This window comes from Mycobacterium sp. TH-M82 (assembly GCF_057473605.1).
Map to the genome: position 1 here is coordinate 1 of NZ_JBYCKY010000534.1, position 2526 is coordinate 2526.

The 2526-nt window shown below is 66.4% G+C and carries 5 protein-coding genes; 2 read left to right on the forward strand and 3 right to left on the reverse strand.

From position 1 onward, the window contains the following. Window positions 1-422: 422 nt before the first annotated feature. Complete coding sequence (locus tag AC2VON_RS16265) at window positions 423-692, reverse strand: MbtH family protein (protein ID WP_486953877.1); 270 nt, start codon at window positions 690-692, stop codon at window positions 423-425. 127 nt (window positions 693-819) lie between these two features. Here AC2VON_RS16265 and AC2VON_RS16270 point away from each other — a divergent pair, with 127 nt between their 5' ends. Both AC2VON_RS16270 and AC2VON_RS16275 read left to right on the forward strand, forming a co-directional pair. Further along, window positions 820-1158, forward strand: coding sequence for an AAA family ATPase (locus AC2VON_RS16270; protein WP_486953878.1), 339 nt, complete (start codon window positions 820-822; stop codon window positions 1156-1158). A gap of 31 nt (window positions 1159-1189) precedes the next feature. After that, window positions 1190-1345 (forward strand): hypothetical protein, encoded by a 156-nt coding sequence (locus AC2VON_RS16275; protein WP_486953879.1) that lies wholly within the window; start codon window positions 1190-1192, stop codon window positions 1343-1345. 139 nt (window positions 1346-1484) lie between these two features. On the opposite strand, the gene mmsB is transcribed toward AC2VON_RS16275, so the two are convergent. Together mmsB and AC2VON_RS16285 are read right to left on the reverse strand one after the other, a co-directional pair. After that, on the reverse strand, window positions 1485-2360 hold the full coding sequence (gene mmsB, locus AC2VON_RS16280) for a 3-hydroxyisobutyrate dehydrogenase (RefSeq protein WP_486953880.1): 876 nt from the start codon (window positions 2358-2360) through the stop codon (window positions 1485-1487). A 14-nt stretch (window positions 2361-2374) separates the two neighbouring features. Continuing rightward, a partial coding sequence (locus AC2VON_RS16285) for an acyl-CoA dehydrogenase family protein (RefSeq protein WP_486953881.1) occupies window positions 2375-2526 on the reverse strand: 152 nt, incomplete at its 5' end.

Below are 2526 nucleotides of genomic sequence, written 5' to 3' on the forward strand. Positions count from 1 at the left end.
TGCCCACGGTGATCGGATGCAGCCGGGAGCCGACTCCGCCCGCGAGGATGATTCCGCGCACTCGCAGAGTCTGCCAGGTGCGGTCGATGTCGGCAAGCAGGACGGGGATGCACCGCGTCACACCCCTTCGTGAATGAGGGTGCACTTGTGGTTGACGGAGCTTCGCGTTCGGGGTCGGTGTGGTTTCGTCGGGTGGGGCCTCGTGGGTGATGATGTGCCACTTGCTTTGCGGTGTAGCCGATGAAAGGCGCGGCCGTGCCGAGCACGCTGATCACCCCGGCAGCCACGGCAGACCGTAGCTGTAGCCCTGGTCCAGCGCATGCAACCGGGCGGCGTTCATGACCTCCACCGGTCCACCTCAAAACATGCTGCCCGGACCGGTTCAGCCCAGTTGCTCCCCCGTCAGCGGGACTGCACGGTCATCAAGCTCCATCGGCCTCCCTGAGTTCAGACTTTACCGGAGCCTGGGCGTCGGCCAGCCTCTCGCGCAGACTCTTCGGCCGTATATCGGGCCAGTTCTGCTCGATGTAGTCCAGGCACGCGGCGCGGCTGTCTTCGCCTGGCCGCCGCCCATACACCACCCGCCAGCCGGCTGGAACGTCGGCAAAGGCGGGCCACAGGCTGTGTTGCCCCTCGTCGTTGACCAAGACCAAAAAGCTGCCGTCGTCATTATCGAACGGATTGATGCTCACTGCTTCCCCAGCCGCCTAGATCGATTCGTGGATCAGTTCCACACGATACCCAGTGACGGCGAACTCGTAGCTGGGCTGGCCTAGGAGATTTAACACGTCCTCGTCGGCGGTGATGGTCCCGAGTTCGGTGCCTCTGGAGTTGAACACTTACCGGGCATCGATCGTGCTGCTCACCGGGCTTCGCCAAGCCGGCAAGACCACTCTGGGCCGGCAGGTGGGCCAGTCGTCGCCAGGATGCACATTTGATGCCGAGAACCCGGTCGACGCCACGCGGCTCACCGACCCGATGTTGGCCCTGTCTGGCCTCAGCGGGCTGATCACGATCGATGAGGCGCAACGGATACCGTATCTGTTTCCGGTGACGGCGCCGAGCTCGCCCGATCGCTCGACGTCGCTCATAGGACGGCGCGACGCTACCTTGACGCGCTCACCGATGCGCTCGTCGCCCCGATGGATTCGAGATTAAGAGAACATCGGCACCGTCGCTCACCCGGTCGATGCGCTCGGCTCTGGCCGATCTCCAGCTGGCGAGGTTGGCGATCATCTACCCTGGCCAACACCGCTTCCCCATGAGCGACAAAGTCGTTTCCATTCCCGTGGACCAGATCTTGACCACCGGCAGCGTCGATGAGCTGCTCGCTCTCCTGAAGTAACGCCGGTAGGGCTACGCCGAGAACACCAAGCCCGCCTTGCGTGAGGTGGCCGCGCACACGCTGGCCGAGTTCGACCTGACCGGCGAGTTCGCCTGACCAGCCGGTCTCGTGCGGCCTCGACGCGCGCGTCATTGCCTACTCAGCTGCGCCGCAGCGTCTCGATGACCGCGCTGAAGTCCTCGCCGGCATGCTCGGCGGCGAAGTCGGCGTAGATCGCGGCGGCGTGGCTGCCCAGCGGCGCAGCCGAATTCGTCGCGGCCACCGCATCCATCGCCAGCTGAAGGTCCTTGTTCATCAGGGCGGCGGAGAAACCCGGCCGGAAGTCGTGGTTGGCCGGCGACGTGGGCACCGGCCCGGGCACCGGGCAGTTGGTGTGCAGCGCCCAGCAGTTACCGGTGGCGCCGGTCATCACGTCGAACAGCGATTGCGCGGACAGCCCCAACTTCTCGGCGAGCACGAAAGCCTCGGCCACAGCGATCTGTTCGACCGCCAGCACCATGTTGTTGCAGATCTTGGCAGCCTGGCCGGCACCGGGGCCGCCACAGTGGATCACCTTGCCGGCCATGGGTTCCAGCACCGGCATCGCTCGCCGGAAGCTCGCCTCCTCGCCGCCGACCATGAACACCAGCGTGCCGGCGACCGCACCCGGCACCCCACCGGAGACCGGAGCGTCGACCTGTGCGAAACCGTGTGACCCGGCCAGCGTATGCACTTCGCGGGCGTCGGCGACGGAGATGGTGGAGCTGTCGATGAACAGGGTGTCGGGCCGTGCAGCCGGCAGGTTCTCGGCGTAACACGCTCTGACCACATCCCCGTTGGGCAGCATGGTGACCACCACGTCGGCATCGGCCACCGCGCCGGCGGCGCTGTCGCACACGCTGACCCCGTGGGCCGCTGCCGCTGTGGCGGCGGCCGGCACCGGATCGAATCCGCGAACGGCATAGGCGGCGGCGGCCAGGTTCGCCGCCATCGGCCCGCCCATATGGCCCAGCCCCAGGAACGCCACTGTGGTCATGTGGGCGGCCCCTCCTATCGCCCGCTGCGGACCCGTGCCGCCTCCGCGCGGCCGATGACCATCCGCATAATCTCGTTGGTGCCCTCCAGAATTCGGTGCACCCGCAGATCGCGGACGATCTTCTCCAGACCGTACTCGCGCAGATAGCCGTAGCCGCCGTGCAACT